Source organism: Nocardia spongicola (genome assembly GCF_047200775.1).
Lineage (GTDB): Bacteria > Actinomycetota > Actinomycetes > Mycobacteriales > Mycobacteriaceae > Nocardia.
The window spans coordinates 485324-505451 of the sequence record NZ_JBJZOO010000002.1 but is presented as its reverse complement, the minus strand read 5'-3'; the positions used below and the strand labels follow the sequence as shown (position 1 = coordinate 505451).

General features: G+C 65.1%; 16 protein-coding genes. 6 read left to right on the top strand and 10 right to left on the bottom strand.

Annotation, left to right across the window (positions count from 1 at the left end; all coding sequences use genetic code 11):
- The first annotated feature begins 178 nt into the window (after positions 1-178).
- A complete protein-coding gene (locus ACL02S_RS07345; RefSeq protein WP_412801533.1) occupies positions 179-421 on the top strand; it encodes a hypothetical protein in 243 nt (80 codons plus the stop codon).
- Positions 422-865: 444 nt separating this feature from the next.
- Positions 866-1498, top strand: coding sequence for a resuscitation-promoting factor Rpf1 domain-containing protein (locus ACL02S_RS07340; protein ID WP_412801532.1), 633 nt, complete (start codon positions 866-868; stop codon positions 1496-1498).
- A 99-nt stretch (positions 1499-1597) separates the two neighbouring features.
- Here the strand turns inward: ACL02S_RS07340 and ACL02S_RS07335 are convergent, their stop codons facing one another.
- On the bottom strand, positions 1598-1786 hold the full coding sequence (locus ACL02S_RS07335; protein ID WP_412801531.1) for a hypothetical protein: 189 nt from the start codon (positions 1784-1786) through the stop codon (positions 1598-1600).
- 110 nt (positions 1787-1896) lie between these two features.
- Here ACL02S_RS07335 and ACL02S_RS07330 point away from each other — a divergent pair, with 110 nt between their 5' ends.
- Positions 1897-4197, top strand: a complete 2301-nt coding sequence (locus tag ACL02S_RS07330) for a helicase-associated domain-containing protein (RefSeq protein ID WP_412801530.1) — start codon at positions 1897-1899, stop codon at positions 4195-4197.
- On the opposite strand, the gene ACL02S_RS07325 is transcribed toward ACL02S_RS07330, so the two are convergent.
- The 6 genes from ACL02S_RS07325 to ACL02S_RS07300 all read right to left on the bottom strand — a co-directional run bounded on the left by ACL02S_RS07325 (position 4198) and on the right by ACL02S_RS07300 (position 13001).
- A complete protein-coding gene (locus ACL02S_RS07325) occupies positions 4198-4728 on the bottom strand; it encodes an LppU/SCO3897 family protein (protein ID WP_412801529.1) in 531 nt (176 codons plus the stop codon).
- Positions 4729-5113: 385 nt separating this feature from the next.
- Positions 5114-6520 carry a M1 family metallopeptidase gene (locus ACL02S_RS07320; protein ID WP_412801528.1) on the bottom strand — a complete coding sequence of 469 codons (1407 nt, stop codon included), beginning with the start codon at positions 6518-6520 and terminating at the stop codon, positions 5114-5116.
- Between the two features lie 212 nt (positions 6521-6732).
- Positions 6733-7401, bottom strand: a complete 669-nt coding sequence (locus tag ACL02S_RS07315) for a DUF3239 domain-containing protein (RefSeq protein ID WP_412801527.1) — start codon at positions 7399-7401, stop codon at positions 6733-6735.
- Between the two features lie 41 nt (positions 7402-7442).
- A complete protein-coding gene (locus ACL02S_RS07310) occupies positions 7443-9119 on the bottom strand; it encodes a DNA repair helicase XPB (RefSeq protein ID WP_412801526.1) in 1677 nt (558 codons plus the stop codon).
- A 116-nt stretch (positions 9120-9235) separates the two neighbouring features.
- Positions 9236-11401, bottom strand: a complete 2166-nt coding sequence (locus ACL02S_RS07305; RefSeq protein ID WP_412801525.1) for an acyltransferase family protein — start codon at positions 11399-11401, stop codon at positions 9236-9238.
- Positions 11402-11834: 433 nt separating this feature from the next.
- Positions 11835-13001 carry a pyridoxal phosphate-dependent aminotransferase gene (locus ACL02S_RS07300; RefSeq protein ID WP_412801524.1) on the bottom strand — a complete coding sequence of 389 codons (1167 nt, stop codon included), beginning with the start codon at positions 12999-13001 and terminating at the stop codon, positions 11835-11837.
- Between the two features lie 262 nt (positions 13002-13263).
- Between ACL02S_RS07300 and ACL02S_RS07295 the strand changes: the two genes are divergently transcribed.
- Together ACL02S_RS07295 and ACL02S_RS07290 are read left to right on the top strand one after the other, a co-directional pair.
- The gene (locus ACL02S_RS07295) at positions 13264-13524 is read left to right on the top strand and encodes a hypothetical protein (RefSeq protein ID WP_412801523.1); all 261 of its coding nucleotides are present in this window, start codon (positions 13264-13266) and stop codon (positions 13522-13524) included.
- A gap of 166 nt (positions 13525-13690) precedes the next feature.
- Positions 13691-14314 (top strand): GNAT family N-acetyltransferase, encoded by a 624-nt coding sequence (locus tag ACL02S_RS07290; RefSeq protein ID WP_412801522.1) that lies wholly within the window; start codon positions 13691-13693, stop codon positions 14312-14314.
- Positions 14315-14341: 27 nt separating this feature from the next.
- On the opposite strand, the gene ACL02S_RS07285 is transcribed toward ACL02S_RS07290, so the two are convergent.
- A complete protein-coding gene (locus ACL02S_RS07285; protein WP_412801521.1) occupies positions 14342-15433 on the bottom strand; it encodes a 3-deoxy-7-phosphoheptulonate synthase in 1092 nt (363 codons plus the stop codon).
- Positions 15434-15719: 286 nt separating this feature from the next.
- Entirely contained in the window at positions 15720-16595 is an 876-nt protein-coding gene (locus ACL02S_RS07280; RefSeq protein ID WP_412801520.1) for an oxidoreductase, read from the bottom strand.
- 179 nt (positions 16596-16774) lie between these two features.
- Here ACL02S_RS07280 and ACL02S_RS07275 point away from each other — a divergent pair, with 179 nt between their 5' ends.
- Positions 16775-18394, top strand: coding sequence for a (2,3-dihydroxybenzoyl)adenylate synthase (locus ACL02S_RS07275; RefSeq protein WP_412801519.1), 1620 nt, complete (start codon positions 16775-16777; stop codon positions 18392-18394).
- A 59-nt stretch (positions 18395-18453) separates the two neighbouring features.
- Here ACL02S_RS07275 and ACL02S_RS07270 read toward each other — a convergent pair whose 3' ends face one another.
- Positions 18454-19764, bottom strand: coding sequence for a salicylate synthase (locus ACL02S_RS07270; RefSeq protein WP_412801518.1), 1311 nt, complete (start codon positions 19762-19764; stop codon positions 18454-18456).
- Between the last annotated feature and the right edge of the window lie 364 nt (positions 19765-20128).

Here is a 20128-nt window from a genome sequence, read left to right as displayed (position 1 = left end):
GAAAACTCGGACCGCTCCGGCCCGAGTCACATCATCTACCCGACCGGTTCCGCGGCGGTGCCACGACCGGTCCCTGTTCTGTGCGAAAATAACGCGCCCAGCAGGATTGCAGGACGCGATTACCATTGAGTCTACCCCGCTGCGAATAACACAAGCACACCAGTTTTACCGTCGAGCCGTGACGAACCCTTCCACTCCACCCGCGCCCGGTGGCGCGCCGCGCCGCCGTGGCGATTGGTTACTGCAGCTCGCACTGTGCTTATTCGCACTGGGATTGCTGGCGGTCGCCGCCATTTTCGCGATTCCGATTCTCACCGACGACACGCCGGGACTGTGGCTGTATTTCGGGGCGCTGCTCACACCACTCGGATTCATCCTCGCCCTCGTGTTCGCGCTCCGTTCGGGCCGGAGATCCCGCTGACAGCTCCCCGGAACGACCTCTAGGAAAAACGGAGAAGATACCTCCGATGCAGCGGAAATCGGGCATCTGACGCAATCATTACCCGTGTTGTTATGTGATCCTTATCACATAACGTGTAGGTCACGTAACGGCAATGTCACATTCCGAACCCGGCCGCAATGTCTCTAGCTGCGATAAAAGCGCTTCCCATGTGATATCGGGCCGAGACTCCGCCGTACCCACTGGTTACCAAATAGTGATTTTTCCTGAGGATCGTCGTACCGTCTTACCCAGCTGGGAGACCCGGCAATCACCGGCCCGCCGCACCGAACCTCGCCCCGCGGGTACGGCACCCGACAGCAAAGCAGGGGCGAGGGCGGAACGGACGACCTCTCAGTCCGACCCGAAACAGTCCGACCCGAACAGAAGACGTCGCAGGTGCGTCGAGAGGAAGACGAACCCGATATGAGTGGACGCCATCGCAAGCCGAGCGCGACCGGACAGACGGTAGCCAAGGTCGCCGTTACCGGCGCGATCATCGGTACCGCCGGTGTGGCATTAGCAGGCAACGCCAGCGCGGCACCCGACTCCGACTGGGATCGACTCGCTCAGTGCGAGGCCGGCGGCAACTGGGGCATCAACACCGGTAACGGTTACCACGGTGGACTGCAGTTCTCCCCGAGCACCTGGAATGCCCACGGCGGTCAGCAGTACGCCCCCACCGCCAACCAGGCCACCCGCGAAGAGCAGATCGTCGTCGCCGAGAAGGTCCTCGCCTCACAAGGCTGGGGAGCTTGGCCCTCGTGCTCCGCCAAACTCGGCCTGAGCAGCTCACCCACCCTGCGTAGCGCGCCGACCACCCCGGAAGCCCCCAGCTGGGAGCCGGCCATCCCTGAGATCGAAGCCCCGCAAATCCTCGACGGCACTCAGCAGGTGTTCTCGGCCGTCGATCGCGCCATCGAGGTCGTACAGAGCCAGGGCGTGCACGTACCGAAGGAAGCCCTCGATTTCTTCGATGCGGCCAAGGCCAGCGGAGTCCAGCTCGACCCCGCGATCATCGACTTCTACGAAGCCAACAAAGATCTGCTGCCTTCCTGACATCTCCGAAGCTTCAGCACACTACGCGGAAGGGCCCCGTACGCACACCGTGGCGATGCGGGGCCCTTCCGCGTAGTCGCACATAATCCGACCACACACTCAGCGGTTGATCACCGTATTCGGGTGCATATAGGGCAGTTGCTCAGCCGGGACCGGGAATTCCGCGTCCTCACCGTAGGGTGAGAGACCTCCGGAGCGGGCCGAGGAGAGTTCGGTAACCACATGATCACCGTCGGCGACCTCGGGCCAGCCATTGTCGACATAGGGTTTCTTCGATTTGTTCACCACGGCCCCATTTTGACATGACCGCCCGAACCCGTGCCGCGCGTCCGGTACCAACGAGCCCACCCCGTTGCCGACCTGGGCGGGTAACCATCCGGCATCGTAGGCTGGACCGGATGACCGCGACCGACTCCCTTGCCGGATGGCTCGGTGCCCGCAGTGACGCCCAGCTCATTACGCTGCTGCAGCTTCGGCCGGACCTGGCTGTCCCCCTGCCTTCCTCGATGGCTGTGCTCGCCGCTCGTGCTGAACAACGCGCGTCGGTGCTGCGGGCCACCGAAACCCTGAACACGCTCGAGTTCGCCCTCATAGAAACTCTTGCGGTGCAGCGAGTGCCACATACCGACCGAGAACGCGGCACACTCCATTCCGCCGAACTCCCCGCACTGCTGGGCGAACGAGTGGCACCCGCCACGCTCGATGCCGCGCTGGAGCGTCTGACCGCCCGCGCTCTGGTCTGGCTCGACACAGAGCAGCACATGCATCTGATTCCGGCGGCCGCCGAAGCGCTGCCGTGGCCGATCGGCAGCGCGACCGAGCTCCCCGACGCACTCACCGAACCCGAAGTAATCGCCGCGCTCACCGAGCTCACGCCCCCCGAGCGCGCCCTGCTGGACAAACTGGCCACGACCGGCCCACGCGGGCGCACCAGAGACGCCGCACCTGGTACCCCGGCCGACCGTCCGATCCAACGGCTGCTGGCACAGCGACTGTTGCATCATATCGATGCCGAGACCGTCGAATTACCCGTCACCGTCGGTCAAGTGCTGCGCCGGGAACCGGTTACCCATCCCTATGCGCTGACCCCGCCGCAACCGCCACTGCGCAAACACCGGCCCACCGAAGTGAACTCGGTCGCGGCAGGTGAGGTCGGCGAGCTGCTGCGCCACTGTGCGGCGGTGCTGGAGACACTGGGCCGGACCCCGGCTCCCGCCTTACGCGCGGGCGGCCTCGGGGTGCGCGAATTACGACGTATCGCCAAGCACGCCGGGGTCGACGAGCCGAGAGCGGGTCTACTCGTCGAATTGCTCGCGGCCGCGAAACTTCTGGCGAAAGGCTTGCCCGATCCACCCCCCGATATCGATTCGACCGACGACTTCTGGGCACCGACACCAGCGGTCGACGCATGGCTGGATTCGCCTCCGGCCCGACGCTGGGCCACACTCGCGCACACCTGGCTGGAATCGGATCGGATGCCATGGATGATCGGTATGCGCGATGCCAATGACAAACCGCTGGCGGCGCTGTCGCTGGAGTTGCGCACCCCATACGCGGCACGCGACCGACAGGCGATCCTCGATCTACTCGCGGAATATCCGTCCGGCACCGCACTCGACCCTGCCGATATCGGCCGGGTGCTTGCCTGGCGGCAGCCGCGTAGACGCCGTAATTTCCGATCGGAAGTGGTCGAACAGACCCTGGCCGAGGCAGCCGCGCTCGGTATCGTCGGCCGCGGCGCGCTCAGCTCGGCGGCACGCGCACTACAGCATGCGGCGGCGACCAGCACGGCCGATGCCGAAGCGGAGATGACGGCAGCGCTGCCGGAGCCGGTGGACCATGTGCTGGTGCAAGCGGATCTGACCGTGATCGCGCCCGGTCCGCTGACCACAGATCTCCAGCATCGCATCGCGATGGTCGCCGACGTCGAATCCGCCGGTGCGGCCACGGTGTATCGCATCGGCGAATCCTCCGTGCGCCGGGCCCTCGACGCCGGGGCGACCGCGGCCGAGCTGCACAGCCTGTTCGCCGCGCATTCCCGGACCCCCGTGCCACAGGCGCTGACCTATCTGATCGATGACGTGGCCAGGAGACACGGTCAGCTGCGGGCAGGCATGGCGCAATCGTTCATCCGCAGCGATGATCCGGCGCTGCTCGCCCAGGTATTGGCCGCGCCGGTGGCGAGTACCCTGGCACTGCGTTCCATCGCCCCGAGCGTCGCTATCGCGCAGGCGCCGCTCGGCGAGCTGCTGGAACAGTTGCGCGCGGCCGGCTTCGCGCCCGCAGGCGAAGATTCGGCGGGAATGATCGTCGATCTGCGCCCGCGCGGTGCGCGGATCCCGATACAGTCCGCCGCGCGAGCACCGTATCGTCCGGCGCCACCCAGCGCCGAACAACTGGAATCGCTCGTCGCGGAACTACGTGCGGGCGAAAGAGCCGCGAACGCCCGTTCCGGCCATGCGGTGCGGCCGGACGGCACCCGGACCAATACCGCGGCGACCCTCGCTCTGCTCCAGCTGGCCGCGCGAGTGCACCGGCCGGTGGCTATCGACTATGTCGATGCCAAGGGAGTCGCCACGCGACGCGTAGTGGAGCCGCTGCAGGTCGGCAACGGACAATTAGACGCGCTGGACCCGGTGACCGGCGCGGTCCGGCACTTCACCCTGCACCGGATCGCGTCGGTTGCCCTGCTGGAGTGATCAGCTCTTCAGCTCGGTGGTGCAGAAGGTGATCTTCGGATCGGACTCGATCAACCGGAAGCTGGTGGACTCCATACCACACAGCAACTCGTCGGCTTCACCGTCGATCCGCTTCAGCACGCGGAAACTCACCTCCGACGAACCACAGTCGACGTACTTGTATCCGGTCACGCTGTTCTCGCTGTAACAGCTGCCTTCCTTGAAGTTCGGGACCAGGCACAGAAACGCGGTGGTACCACCGCCGAGCGTCTCCTCATACGAGGTATGGTCCGCGGCGCACTCGGTCTTCTCGTTATAAGCCTGCGCGACCTGGTACACGGCGGTGTCCGATGAACAGTCGACCGGTTCGGTGGCGGAATCGACCGCCGAACTCTCGATGACGCTGATGCAATCGCCGACCTCGGCCTTGGCCGTATCCGACTTGCTCGCGGTCTCGATCGTCGAACAGCCGACCGTCATCACCGCCACCACAGCCGCCGCGATAAGCGCGAGCACACCCCGCACCATCAGTCTCGCTCCTGGAAACTTCACCTGAAAACCTCTCTCACCGAACATGTCCACCAGCTCATGAACTCGGTGAGGATACTCGCACGACCACAACGGCCGCATGAGTTCGGTGGTGTCGGAACGTGATACCGCGACTACATCTGCAGGGCGTAGAGGCCGATGACCGAAAAGCCGATGATACTGGGAACCAGTCGCCCGAGCAGCTGAAACGCGGAGTAATTCACGGCAACACCTTTCACACATCCATCAACCGGACTTTTGTCCGGTATGCGAGATGTTTCGTTGGACGGAAGCACATCGTTACGTGTGACCGTGCGCACTTCTACTCAGGCGGTATGGACAGCAAAACTACTTGCCCACAAGATATCCGGCAGCAGTGACCTACCCTGCCCGGTAGCCGGAAACGGGCTCAGTCGCGCAGCGGGCCAGGAAACAGGTACTCCTCCGGTGGCGGTGCGGTGCGGTGCAACCACGCGTCGAAGAAACCGGTCAGCGCCACCGGCGATCTGGACTGCACGAACGCGCGGAACTCCGGCATCGAGGCATTGCCGTACGCGTATATCGCGAGGAAGTCCCTGGCCGCCGTGAAGAACACCTCGTCACCGATCTGCTTGCGCAACGCGTGCAGGAACAGTGGGCCACGCCAGTAAACGGATGTGAATTCGTTTCCGGCACCAGGGTTTCCCAGTGGAACTTCCCAGAAACTCGGGTCGTCACGATACTTCCGGATGGTCTCCCGGTAGAGCTCGTCGATGTCTTCGCCCTGCACTCGCTCCGGCCACAGATAGTCGGCGGTATAGCTGGCGAAGCACTCGTTGAGGCAGATGTCCGACCAATGCCGTAGCGACACCGAATCACCCCACCACTGATGGGCGATCTCATGCACGACGGTCCGCAGATCAGTTCGCGACGAGTAGATCGGACGAGACTGGGTCTCCAACGCGAACCCGAGGTCGGCGTCCAGGTAGATACCACCCGCCGCGTTGAACGGGTACCGGCCATAGAGCGCTTCGCCGAAATCGAGGATCTCCGGCAACCGCTGCTCGATCTCCCGGTAGCGCCCCGCATTCGGCGCGAACGCGCTCAGCAGCGGGGTGCCATCGGCCCGGCGCTGCTCGAGGTAGTCGAATTTATCGATCGCGATGGTCGTCAGATAGCCGATCACCGGCTCAGCGGTCACCCAGCTGACCGTCCGCTTATCGCCGCGCACGGCGTTCTCGGTGCGCACCCCGTTGGACACCACCTCCCATTCCGCGGGAACAGTGGCGTGCAATACGAACGTGGCCTTGTCCAAGGGAGTGTCGTTGAGTGGATACCAGCTGGTCGCCGAATGCGGCTCACCCGCGGCGAACGCACCGCCGCTCGGCGCGAAGGTCCATCCCGCACCGTCGGTATCGATAGCGGGCCCGGCGTAGTCGACAGTGATGGTGAACGGCAAGCCGGGCAACAACAGAAGCATCGGCGTCACGGTGAGTTCATGTTCACCATTACGATCGAACCCGGCGGGCTGGCCGTTCACCATCACCATACGCACCTCCGGCCCCGCGAAGTCGAGGTTGAACATGCGCAGCGGCTGTATGGCGACAGCACTGATCGTTGTGGTTCCGGCCAGCCAACGGCTCGGTGGGTCGTAGTCGATGCCGACCTCGTAGTGCTGGACGTCATAACCACCGTTGCCGTCCAGCGGATAGTACGGATCACCAAGGCCGGGCGACCCGACCAGCGGGTCCGCGAGCGGCGCGGCATACGCGGGGGCAGCGGCTGCCGCGAGGAACGCACAGGCGACGGCAACGCATATCCGATCGAACACTCTCATACCACCGACCACCCTCTGTACCCGCCGCTCCTCGGTATTGATCTTGTCGGATGGTAATCGCTTTCCCGGCACCGGCGCCGATACGCGCCATCGGCACGCCGGAACCGATGATCGGCATTCGATCCGGCACGTCGCGTACCGCGAGCCCGCGTATCGGCGGTGCCGGACGGAACTCCACACCGCCGACCGGGGCCAGGTGCTCGCACCTGGCCTCAGGAGCCGATTTCCCCCGGTAGCTGCTGTGGATCGAGCAGAAGACGCTTCGCGGCACTCCGCGATACCTTCTCCGCAAGGGCGAGATTGTCGGTGAGTAGCCGCCATTCGGCCTCGCTGATCGCCGCGCGGGCCCGCTCGATCACCGAACTATCGGTGGTGCCCCAAGCGATCGGCATCGCACTCACCGACTGCCAGCGCTCGCCCACCTGCCCCGGCGCCCGGTCGGTGCGCACCGCGACCGAGGGCACCCGCTCCCCGAGTTCGGCCCTGTGGCCGGGTAAGGCGCGGACTTTCCTGGTCACCAAGGCATAGCGCGGAATCTCCGATTCCGGAGCCGATACATCGACCAAAGCGAGCAGCACCATCCCGGAGGTAGTAGCCGCCGAGACCACCGAGGGAACCAGCGCACCGTCCGCGTAGAGTCTGTCGATACTGGAATGCCACGGTGTCCACAGCGCTACCCAGAGCGCGGTCGCCGCTCCCAGCGCGACCGCGACCGCGAGCAGATACGCCCAGGGATGGTCCAGCCAGATCAGAAACGCCGTTCCCAGCGCAGCGATCATCGCGGTGACGGCCGCCAACCGACGAAGCCGACGAAGACCAGCGAAGACTTCGTTGACCGCGTGGGCATGCCCGCGGTCTACCGCGAATTCGAAGCTACGCACGCCCTCATTCCTAGCACAATTTCTGGAGCCGAATCCTCCACTTATCCGATCGGCGGTCCGAGCAGGTCATCGGCATCGGTGATGCGATAGGCGTATCCCTGTTCGGCGAGGAAACGCTGCCGATGTGCCGCGTATTCGGCATCGAGGGTGTCGCGTGCCACCACAGAATAGAAATGGGCCTGACCACCGTCCTGCTTCGGGCGCAGCAACCTGCCGAGCCGCTGTGCCTCCTCTTGGCGTGACCCGAAAGTGCCCGATACCTGCACGGCCACCGACGCCTCCGGCAGATCGATGGAGAAGTTCGCGACCTTACTCACCACCAGCACCGGAATCTCACCGCGCCGGAAGGCATCGAAGAGTTCTTCCCGCTCTTTGGTCTTCGTCGAGCCCTGGATCACCGGGGCATCGAGTGCGGCACCGAGCTCGTCCAGCTGTTCCAGATACGCGCCGATGACCAAGCTCGGCGCGTCCGCGTGCTGCGCCAGAATCGACTCGACCACTGCGATCTTGGTATGGGCGGTGGCGCACAGCTTGTAGCGCTCCTCCGGTTCGGCGGTCGCATAGGTCATCCGTTCCGCATCGGTCAGGGTGACTCTGACCTCGACACAATCGGCTGGGGCGATCCACCCCTGTGCCTCGATGTCCTTCCATGGCGCGTCATAACGCTTCGGGCCGATCAACGAGAACACATCCCCCTCCCTGCCGTCCTCGCGAACCAGGGTCGCGGTCAGGCCGAGGCGGCGACGGGATTGCAGATCAGCGGTCATCCGGAAGACCGGAGCCGGCAGCAGATGCACCTCGTCGTAGATGACCAGACCCCAGTCGCGGCTGTCGAACAGTTCCAGATGCTTGTACTCGCCCTTGCTGCGGCGGGTGATCACCTGATAGGTGGCAATGGTGACCGGACGGATCTCCTTACGCTCGCCGGAGTATTCACCGATCTCCTCCTCGGTGAGCGAGGTACGCGCGAGCAGTTCACGCCGCCACTGCCTGCCCGCCACCGTATTGGTGACCAGGATCAATGTTGTCGCCTTCGCCTTGGCCATCGCCGCGGCGCCGACCATCGTCTTGCCCGCACCGCAGGGCAGCACCACCACGCCGGAACCACCAGCCCAGAACGAATCGGCGGCCATCTGCTGATAGTCCCGCAGGTGCCAGCCCTCGGTCGCGTAATCCAGCTCGATCGAATGCGCCTCGCCATCGACGTACCCGGCGAGATCCTCGGCAGGCCAGCCGATCTTCAGCAGCATCTGCTTGATCCTGCCGCGTTCGGACGGGTGCACCACCACGGTGTCGGCATCGATGCGCGCCCCGAGCATCGGCGCGATCTTCTTATGCCGGAGCACTTCCTCCAGCACCGCGCGATCCAGGCTGACCAGCGTCAGCCCGTGCGCGGGATGCTTGACCAGCTGCAGCCGTCCGTAACGGGCTATGGTGTCGACGATGTCAACGAGCAACGGCTGCGGCACCGCGTAGCGCGAGAACCGGACCAGCGCATCCACCACCTGCTCGGCATCATGCCCCGCCGCCCGCGCGTTCCACAGCGCCAGCGGGGTCAGCCGATAGGTATGCACATGCTCCGGCGCCCGCTCCAGCTCGGCGAACGGCGCGATCGCCTGCCGCGCCATATCGGCCGACTCGTGGTCGACCTCCAATAGCAGCGTTTTGTCACTCTGGACGATCAGCGGCCCGGATTCCTGGTCACCATCGTGCGGCATCAGTCCACGATAACGAGGCCGGGCAGCGGCCGCCGTATGGGCTCGGCCACGCCGGAACGATCCTGGCACCACATCAGCTCGCCCGGCGGACTCGCGGTAACGCATCCCCGGTCTGCTCAGCGAGGGTCGAGCGCCCGGTCGGCGAGTGCGCCGAGGAACGGGCCGAGCGCCTCGGCATAACCGACGGTGAGGTGATTGTCATCGCGATACACCAGACCACTGCCGACGATGAGGGGACAGCGCGCGGCAGTACAGAACAGTTCGGTCAGGTCGGCGTAGCGCCCGCCGCCTGCGATAACCGCCGCCTGTTCGGCCGCGATCCCCGCATCGTTCACCGCGACCGGCCGCGCGGGAGTGCACGCCAAGGCATCGTCGATATGCGCGGACAAGCAAGCAGGCACAACCGTGTGCGGATCCGGGATCGCCCCGAGCACGAGGACGGCCGAGCCGAATGAGCTCAGCTGAACCACCAGGCGGTTCAGGCTCTCGATCCAGGCATGGTCGTAGGCGACGAAGCCGAAATCACCGCCGTAGCGCCGGGACATGCTCACCACGATCAACCGTGGCCGTTCGGCCCGCAACCTGGTCATGATCTGGCCGCGCCACTGCGTGCATTCGGTGTAATCCCGGCCCAGATAGGGGCTGACGATGGGCAGATCGAGCAGCGGACAGGTGACCTTGGCCATGGTTTCCAACCGCCAGTGCCGCGATACCGCGATCCGCTCGAACGCCGGATGCCACATCGCGGCATGCGAATCGCCGACCAAGGCCACCGTGGTGGCCGATTCAGGAGCGCCGGAGGCACACTCGGCCTGGCCGACCTCCAGCCAGGACCGCACACAACCATTGCCGAAAACCACCGCTTTGTCACCGGGCGCGGCAGCCAGTGTCGGGGTGAGATTCGAAGGAATGTCCCGGATTTCGTCCGATGCGACAATCGCCGAGTGCACTTGGGCTGCCAGTCGCTCGATCGCCGCATCGCGTGGATCGACAGCGGGTGCGGCGGAGAGCGCTGGTGTGGTGAGTGCCAGGGCCTGCGCCGCCGCACCGCGGCCGACCGGAACGGGCACAGTCGCCAGCAAGACCAAGACCACCCCGGCGGCGAGCACAGTACTCACCCCGCCCACAGTGAGGCTGCGCCCGGCCGAATTACGCAGCGGGGCGGCGAACCGGATCGGGTTCTCGACCAACCACTGGGTGAGTACGGCGAGCCCACCCGCTACGGCGACCGCCACCAGTGAGCCGAGCAGCCCGAGCTCACGGTCGAGCGCCACCGGCGCCAGCACCAATACCGGCCAATGCCAGAGGTACCAGGCGTAGGACACCGTACCGATCGCCCGCAGTTCGGGCACGGCAAGGACGCGGCCGACGCAGGAACGGGTTTCCACACATCCGGATATCAGTACCAGCGCGGTGCCGATCACCGGCACCAGTGCCGCGGTACCTGGATACGGCGTCCGCTCGCTCAGGTGCGCACAAGCCACGATGATCGAACCGAGCCCCAGCCATCCGGCGCCCGAGGCCACCGATTTCGGCAGCCTGGACCACACTGATACCGAGAGCGCCACCATGCCACCGGCGGCCAGCTCCCAGGCCCTGGTCGGCAGCGAGAAGAACGCCCACGGTGGCAGTGTGCCGGTCCAATGCAGCGCGACCGCGAAGGAGAGCGTGACGACGACCGCGAGGACGAGCAGATAGGGCCACGTCGCCACGGCACTGCCACGGCGACGACGTATGAGCCAGGCCACCGCGATAATGAGCACAGGCCACAGCAGATAGAACTGCTCCTCGACCCCGAGCGACCAGAAGTGTTGAAACGGTGACGGCGCCGCCTCGCCGGCCAGGTAGTCGGTGTCGCGCAGCGCGAACCGATAATTCCCGGCATACAGCGCGCCCGCGATCCCGTCACCGAGCACTTCCCTGGCCGATAGCGGCGGCAGCAGCACGACCGCGGCGATCGCGGTAGCTATCGTCACCAGACCCGCGGCGGGGAGCAACCTGCGGGCGCGCGCACCGTAGAACCGAATCAGGTCGATGGCGCCGGTGGCCGCCGCTTCACGGCAGAGCATTCCGGTAATGAGAAAGCCGGAAATGACGAAAAATACGTCCACGCCGACGAATCCACCGGATATCCCGGGCACACCCGCATGGAACAATACGACAGCCGAAACAGCGACCGCCCGCAATCCCTGGATATCTTGTCGAAATCCCTGCCTCGGTGACGCATTGTGCAGCCGGTCCACCCGCTGATTTCGCAACCCGCTTCCGACCGTGGCCGTCATGCGCAGCATTGTTCTCGTTCCAGTCGGCCATGTCGCGCCGACTCGCCGCCTGTCAGGCATCCTGACCTGGATGTTTATGACGATATGATTACTCCGGTAATCGGCTGGACGATGAAGCTTCCGACTACTGGGAATAACACTCGACACCACATCGATCAGCGGCGATATCCGCTCCGTACGCTGACCACGAAGCCCTGTTCTCAGCACCTGCGCACAGCGCGCATATATCGCTCTCGCCCACAATATCGGCAGCAGGTGCCACTTCGACCGCAGCTGACCGGTATTCGATTTCCGCACCCGAGGCGATAACGGTTGCGCCGAACCGAATAGTCGTCATTCGTATTCGTATTCCGATATCCCGGCGCACTCGCCCCGCACCCGCCTGTCCGGCACCGGACGATAAGGCCCGCGGCGAGTCCGCCTCTGCGACGAATCAGCCGAGACGTAGTCTGCGAACCCCTTCGTCCAGTGTCTCGTCACGCTTACAGAAAGTGAAACGCACCAGATGGTTCCACGCGGCGGCATCATCGGCGAACACGCTGACCGGTACCGCCGCGACTCCGAGACGCTTCGGCAGTTCCCGGCAGAATGCCAGCCCATCCGCGGCCCCGAGCGGAGTGATATCGGCACATACGAAATATCCGCCCGCACTGGCCAGCACCCCGAGCCCGGTATCGGCCAGCGCGGCCGAGAGGCGAATACGCTTTTCGGACAATTCATTCCGGAGTTGCGCGACCCAGTCCAGTTCATGGTTGATCGCATACGCGACCGCGGGCTGGAATGGTCCGCCCGCAACGAAGGTGAGGAACTGCTTGGCCGCGAGCACGCCGTCGATCAGTTCGGCGGGCCCGCAGGCCCAACCAGTCTTCCAGCCGGTGACATTGAACGTCTTGGCCGCACTGGACACCACGATGGTGCGCTCGGCCATCCCCGGCAGGGTGGCCAGGCTGATGTGCTCGGCGTCGTCGTAGACCAGATGCTCATAGACCTCGTCGGTGAGCACAAGGAGGTCGCGCTCGCAGGCGATATCGGCGATAGCCTGCAGATCGGCGCGTCCGAGCACCGTGCCGGTCGGATTGTGTGGTGAGTTCACGATGAGCAACCGGGTCGCCGGAGTGAGCGCGGAGCGCAGACTGTCCAGGTCGAGGACGAAACTGTCGCCGTCGGCTACCAACCTGGCCGTGCGCCGCGTGGCGCCGGCCAGTGCCACCGCGGCGGCATAGGAGTCATAATAGGGCTCGATCAGCACCACCTCGTGGTTCGGCTCGACCAATCCGAGCACCGTGGCTGCGATCGCCTCTGTCGCACCCACCGTCACCAACACCTGCGAATCCGGGTCGTAGTGTGTCCCATAGCGCCGAGCCCGATCCGCGGCGACGGCTTGGCGCAGCACTGGCATACCGCGCCCCGGCGGGTATTGATTGAGCCCTTCGGCGATGGCACGGCGCGCGACCTCGAGCATGCTCGCAGGTCCATCGGTATCCGGGAATCCCTGGCCGAGGTTGACCGCGTGATGCCGGACGGCCAGCTCCGTCATCTCGGCGAAGATGGTGGAGGCGAACGGGCGCAGGCGGGCAACGGTCTGAGATCGCGAGGGCATACCCGGAGACTAGCCGGGCCGCAGATAGCCATCGGTGACGATGAGCCGCCACTTCCATGGGCGAGCTCGCCTCCGGTGCCGCCGGATCCGGCACCGTGAGCAGCTCAGTGCCGAAAGATATTGCCCCACAATAGCGAACATCTATGTTTCACATTTTATCCATACTCCCGCCATACGGTTGTCTGTTCTCCCGATGAGAGCTAGTCTCGCCGTGTTCTACCTCACATACCGCTCTTCGCGGGTATCTCGAAAGGGGCGTTCAATGGCCTCCTATCTCGACCTCATCGCCGATCCGGCTACATCGGAGATCGCCGGATACGCACTGGACTTCCTCCGGCACGCCGCGCATGAACTAATCGGGAGCCAGGGATTCGGTTCCTCGACGCCGGACTGGTTCCTCGGCTCCTCGACCGGCGACGCCGGGGTCGGCTCCTCGACACCGGACTGGTTCCTCGGCTCCTCGACCGGCGATGTGGCAGTCGGTTCCTCGACGCCGCTCGGGTTCCTCGGCTCGTCTACCTGAAATCTGTCCGCACCGACTCGCCCTGTCCGCTGCCCCGTCCGCGACAACCGGCGGGGCAGCAACCAGGACGAATCCCGTCCTACGGCGGGCAATCCCCGCGCGGCGGCCGCGGTCGGATGAGAGAAACCGGGTGATCGGGCAGCCCGCTCCGTGACAGCATGACGCGATGGATCACTGCGTGCTGTCGAACGAAACGATCTGGCTGTCGGCGCCGACCGCAGACGATATCGACACCATCACCGAATGCTGCCAAGACCCGACCATCGGAGAATGGGTCACCATCCCGGTGCCGTATACCCGAGACGACGCCATAACCTTTCTGGACGGACTGGTGCGCCCTGGCTGGTCGGCCCGTAGCCCGACCTGGGCGGTGCGGCTGCGCCCCGATGGACCGGTCGTCGGCATGATCGGCCTCCAGGAACAGGACGACCATGCCGCCGAGATCGGATTCTGGCTCAGCTCGGCACAGCGGTCACGCGGCCTGATGAGCCAGGCGGTGAACCTGGTATGCGACTTCGGATTCAGCGCCGTCGGCCTGAACTTACAGCGAATCAGCTGGCGCGCGTTCGTGGGTAATTACACCTCGGCGGCAGTTGTGCGACGCGAAGGCTTCCGGTACGAGGGCAGGTCCAGGCTGGGCAGCGTGCAGCGCGGCCGACGCCGCGATCACTGGCTTGCCGCCCGCCTGTACACCGACCCACCGGGGCCTGCCGACGGCTGGCCCACCGAGTTCGACCGCAGCAGGCCACCGACCGCGCAGACGCGCGATGTCCCTGGCCGCATGTCGTAGCCCGCGCGGACCACTGCCGAGGAGCAGTCAGCGGGCGCGGCGGCGCTGTACCGCATCGGCCAGGCTGCGCAACTGGCCCGCAGTGGTCTCCCAGTCCAGGCACGCGTCGGTGATGGACTGCCCGTAGGTGAGGTCGTCGGCGCGCCCGAGGGTGAGGTCTTGACGACCAGCCACCAGGAAGCTCTCCAGCATCATGCCGACCACCTGGGTCTCTCCCGCCGCCAACCGGTGCGCGATATCGGTGACCACGTCGACCTGCTTATTGTGATCCTTATTGCTGTTGCCGTGGCTGGCGTCCACAACGATCCGCTGCGGCAGCCCGGCTTTCTCCAGCCGTAAGCACGCTTCGGCCACCGAAGCCGCATCGTAGTTCGGTCCGGTGCTGCCGCCACGCAAGATCACATGGCAATCCGGATTGCCGGTTGTCCGGATCAGCGCGGAGTGACCGTCCAGATCGGTGCCGGGGAATACATGACTGGCCGCCGCGGCACGCACCCCATCCACCGCTACCTGGACATCGCCATCGGTGCCGTTCTTGATGCCGACCGGCATCGATAGCGCACTGCTGAGCTGACGGTGCACCTGACTTGCCGCGGTCCGTGCCCCGATCGCACCGTAGGACACCAGATCCGCGATGTATTGCGGAGTGATCGGATCCAGGAACTCACACGCCACCGGGAGGCCGAGCGCGGTGATATCGACCAGCAGTTTACGGCCGAAGCCCAAGCCGGTATTGACGTCGAACGACCCGTCCAGGTGCGGGTCGTTGATCAGCCCCTTCCAGCCCAGGCTGGTCCGCGGCTTCTCGAAGTAGACCCGCATCACCACATGCAACCGGTCCCCGAGTTCGGCGGCAACGGCCGCAAGCCTGCGCGCGTAGTCGAGTGCGGCGACCGGGTCGTGCACCGAGCACGGTCCGACGATCACCATGAGGCGATCGTCGGTACCGTTCAACACATCGATAGTGGCCTTACGCCCGGAACGGACGGTATCGGCGAGCGCATCGGTGATCGGGTGCACGCGACGCACTTCCGCGGGCGAGCGCAGCGGGCTGACGGCAAGGGTGCGCTGATCATCCAGATCGGAATGCCGTGCGTCGATGTCGGCTGCGGTTGTCATATCGTGGGTTCCTTTTCTCCGGCCGACCCACGGATGCGATACCCGTCGAGCCGGTCCATGATCCGGCTCGGGGTGGAATGTCGTCAGCGCGCGTGGTTGCCGCAGACCAGCCCACCCGGGGCCGGCTTGCTAAACCAGAAATACACGCACTGCACGACAGGCACAGTACCAGCCCCCGCGCCGTCGGATGAACTCGTGGTGCCGCAACACACAGTCTCCGAGCCACGGCAGTGGCACGGCCCGCTCGCCCACCGCACCCGCTGAGCAGGCACGCAGCCCCTCGGACTTATTCCATGAAGGTGTAGGTGACGCCGGTCAGCTTCTCCGAAAGCTCCCAGAGCTCGCCCGCGATCTGCTCATTCTCGGATTCCTTCGACGAAGCCGATGGTCCCGGATAACCACGCATACCACCGAACCCGGTCGGGCCGTAGTAACCGCCTGGCTCCACCGCAGCGGTCGCGGCGTACAGCGTCGGCAGCGCACCCATGGCAGCGCTTTGCGCCAACAGCCGATTACCCAGCCACATCACCTTGTCCAGGAACGACTCTGTATGCGACTGCAGTTCGGTGGCCGCATAGCCGGGATGTGCGGCCACCGAGATCTGCCGAGAACCCGCCGCGCTCAACCTGCGCTGCAGCTCACGCGCGAACATCAAGTTGGCCAATTTGGCTTGTGCGTAGGCGGACCAGCGCTGATACGGGCGCTGTTCCCAGTTCGGATCAGCCGAGTCCATCGTGCCGAACTGGTGCGCGAGGCTGGCGACGGTGACGATCCGGTCGGAGATCTTGTCCAGCAGATATCCGGTAAGCGCGAAGTGACCGAGATGATTTGTGCCGAACTGCATTTCGAACCCATCGACAGTGCGCCCCTCTGGCAGTGCCATCACCCCGGCGTTGTTGATCAGCACATCGGCCCGGTCGATGCCCTCGGCGAATACGCGCACCGAGTTCAGATCCGCCAGATCCAGTTCGCGCACCAGGACCCGTTCGAGTTTCGCGGCCACGCGCTCTCCTTTGGCCACGTTCCGGCAGGCGAGCACCACCTCAGCTCCCGCCTCGGCCAGCGCACGCACGGTCTCCGCCCCCAGCCCACTATTCCCCCCGGTCACAATGAACGTTCGGCCATTCTGGTCAGAAATATTCGATATGTCCCACCTGCTCATGGCGGCAAGCCTAGTCCGAATCCTTTGGCCCGCACAGGACTACGAACCCGGAAAGCGCGGCACGCTACCCGATGAGCACGGCTTCTCACCGCACATCCACTCAGCGGACAGAGCAATGATATAGGGTTGCCTAACCTACCTAAGGAATACCTCAGTTCGAAATCATTGCGAGGCAGACCGTGACTTCCACCCCTTCCGCGTCCACAGCGCATCGCGTCGGCTATGTACCTTTTCCCGAGCCAACGGCCGCGGAGTATCGGGCCGCGGGATACTGGGCCGGGCGACCACTCGGCGATCTGCTGCGCGCGAGCGCGCGTAAGTACCCGCTGCGGCCCGCACTGCTCGACACCGATGGTGCGCACACCTACGCCGAGATCGATGCCGCGGCGGATCGGATGGCCCGCGGACTGCTCGCGCTCGGCCTCGCGCCCGGCGACCGGGTAGTGGTCCAGCTGCCGAATGCGCCCGAGTTCCTGACCGTATTGTTCGGCCTGCTGCGCGCGGGGATCATCCCGGTCCTGAGCCTGCCAGCGCACCGAAGGGCCGAGATCGAACATCTGGCACGGCAAGCCGAAGCGGTCGGCTACATCATCGCCGACCAGGTCGGCGAATTCGACTACCGCCAGCTGGCCGACACCGTACGATCCTCGGTGCCGCAGCTGCGCCGGATACTGGTGCTCGGCGACCCAGGCCCCTTCACCGACCTGCGCTCGATTCCGTGCGATAGCGGCGAGCTTCCCGAGATCGACCCGAGCGATATCGCCCTGATGCTGGTCTCCGGCGGCACCACCGGTCTGCCGAAGCTGATCGCGCGTACCCACGACGACTACGTCTACAACGCGACCGCGAGCGCCGAAGTATGCGAGCTGACCGAAAACGACATATATCTGGCGACTCTTCCTGCCGCACACAACTTTCCGCTGGCTTGCCCCGGCATTCTCGGCACCATCGGCGTCGGTGGCGCGGTCACCTTCCTCGGTGACCCGAGTCCGGAAGCCGCGTTCCCCGCGATCGAGCGGCACCGGGTCACCTGCACCGCAGTGGTACCACCACTGGCCCAGCTCTGGTGCGCCGCTACCGAATGGGAAGAGGCCGACCTGAGCTCGCTGCGCCTGCTCCAAGTCGGTGGTGCCCGATTGGCCGAAGTCAACGCGAAAGAGGTGACCCCGGCACTCGGAGCGACCTTGCAGCAAGTGTTCGGGATGGCCGAAGGACTGCTCAACTACACCCGGCTCGACGATCCGGCCGAACTGCTGCACACCAGCCAGGGCAAACCGCTGTCGCCTGCCGATGAGATCCGTGTGGTCGACGCCGAGGGTAACGATGTCGCCCCCGGCACCGAAGGCGAGCTGCTGACCAGGGGGCCCTATACCATTCGCGGTTATTACCGCGCGCCCGAACACAATGCGCGCGCGTTCACCCCGGACGGCTTCTACCGCAGCGGTGATCTGGTCCGCCGCCTGCCCAGCGGCCATCTCGTGGTCTCCGGCCGGATCAAGGACGTGATCAACCGTGGTGGTGAGAACATCTCCTGCGATGAGCTCGAAGAACACCTACTCGCCCATCCCGCGGTCCGGCATGCCGCCGCCGTCGGACTACCCGACCCCGCACTCGGCGAGAAGGTCTGCGCCGTTCTCGTCGTCGACGGCGAGCTGCCCGCACTGGCCGAGATCAAGACCTTCCTCGCCGCCCGCGGACTGGCCACCTACAAACTGCCGGATGTCCTGCGCAGCCGGGACAAGCTGCCGATCACCGCAGTAGGCAAGATCGACAAGAAGGCGCTGCGCGCCGAAGGTTGAGCCGCGGCATACGCCGAACCGGCAACGCATCAGCACCGCGCTGCCGGTTCGGCTCGGCCTCAGGCTTTCACCACATAGGGAGCGATACTGCCCAACTTCTCGCAGGTCTCTTCGAATTCCCGTTCCGGCCTCGACTGTCCGACGACACCGGCACCCGCACGCAACCAGGCCCCCTCGGCGTTCTGGTATATCGCCCGCAGCACCAGAGTCGCCTCGAGCGCACCCGTCGCGGACAGCGTTACCACCGCACCGGAATACAGGCCACGCGGATCATGATCGAGCCGGAACACCGAGTCGACGCCTGCGCGCTTGGGGATACCAGAGGCGGTCACCGAGGGGAACAGTGCTTCCAGCGCATCCCAGCTGGATCGATCGGCGGCCAGCCGCCCACGTACGGTGGACGCCAGATGCTGCACACTGCCGCGCTCGCGCACCGCCATGAAGTCGGATACGGCGAGGGTCCCCGCATCGGCGACGGTCGCGATCTCCGACCAGGAGGTCTGAACCGAAATCGCGTGCTCGACGATCTCTTTCGGGTCGGTGAGCAGATCTGCCCTAGCCACCGAATCGGCCGCTCGGCCACGGCCGAAAGCGCGGGTACCCGCCAGCGGTTCGGTGGTCACCACCCGCTCATCGTCCACAGAGGCCACCAGCTCCGGGCTGAAGCCCGCGGCCTCAAGACCGCCGAGCCGCAGCAGGAACGACCGCGCCGGGGTGTTATGCGCACGACCGAGCCGATAGGTTGCCGGAATATCGGCTACGAACGGCAGATCCACCTTCCTGGACAGGATGACCTTCTGGTACTGCCCGGCCTGGATCTCACCGACCGCCTCGGCGACCCGATCGCGGTACCCGGTCGGGTCGATGCGGATATCGACCGGATGCGCTTGCGGGAGCTCGAGACGCTGCGACTGCGCGATCAGCTGATGGATATCGCCGGTCTCCGCGAGTGTGGCGCCGGATATCCGGATACCGAATTCGCCGACTCGCACCTCGATCCTGGGAATCATCAGATGGGCCAACGCAGTACGCGGATCTACCCGCCCGGTTACCCCGAGCGGCCAGGCGCAGAACTCGAAACCTATCCAGCCGTATACATTTCGCCCCTCCAGGGCAAGTGTGCCGAGCGCACAGTCGAGCACCCCCGCCGGATTTCCGTCCCAGGGGCCGGTCGTCGTGTGCCCCGCCCAGGTGACTCGCAATTCCCGCGCGTCCAGTTCGATACTGCCGAGTGGATCGGCGGCGAACACCCATTCCCCCGGACGCTCGTATATCACGTACTCGCCGAACTGATCCGCGGCCGCCAGCTGGGACATCGCCGCCACCGGATCGGTCACATATTCAACCCGCAGGCGTTCCGTGGTCGACAACGATCCTCCAAAGGTTACCCTGACCTAAATTTCAGAAGTAAGGTTAGCATTACCTGAATCATAAGCGGGAGCCGCTGCGGGACAGTTCCGGCGATGCACCCACCGCTATATCGCATATCCGGAAGACACCGCGGCCGAGTTCACAGAGCGGATATCACTCGGTTCGGTATCACTCAGGAAAGCAGCTGGGCCGCAATGAATTCAGTATCGGAACCCAAGGATCGCGGGTACCCACCGAAGCGCTCCGGCTACCCGCAGCCGCGCCGAACCTCGCGATACGCATCGGGAAACCTGAACTCACCATGCCGAGTGCCTGCGCGGAATGCACCCGGCGAGATTGAATAGTGGGGAGCGTCACCTGCGG